This is a genomic window from Burkholderia sp. BCC1999, assembly GCF_905339975.1.
In the GTDB taxonomy this organism is placed as follows: Bacteria; Pseudomonadota; Gammaproteobacteria; order Burkholderiales; family Burkholderiaceae; genus Burkholderia.
Map to the genome: position 1 here is coordinate 1 of NZ_CAJPHP010000075.1, position 302 is coordinate 302.

Annotated in this window: 1 protein-coding gene; it reads left to right on the forward strand. The window is 73.2% G+C overall.

Annotation, left to right across the window (positions count from 1 at the left end; translation table 11 throughout):
- Positions 1–302 (forward strand): TolC family protein (locus U5809_RS34625; RefSeq protein ID WP_322089861.1); only part of this gene is annotated, 302 nt, incomplete at both ends.

The window sequence follows — 302 nt, forward strand, 5'->3', positions numbered from 1 at the left end:
GCACCCGTCGCGCAGGCGTACCCGGCCGGCGGCGTCTACGCGACGCAGCCGGGCGCTGCCGGCGCGCGCAGCGCGAACGGCCAGGCGGCGACCGCCATCGGCTGGCGCGAATTCTTCGTCGATCCGCGCCTGCAGCGGCTGATCGAGATCGCGCTGAAGAACAATCGCGACCTGCGCGTGTCGGTGCTGAACATCGAGGCGGCGCGCGCGCAGTACCAGATCACGCGCGCGGGCCTGTTCCCGACGCTCGACGGCACGGGCTCGGGCAACATCCAGCGCGTGCCGCAGGGCCTGTCGACGAC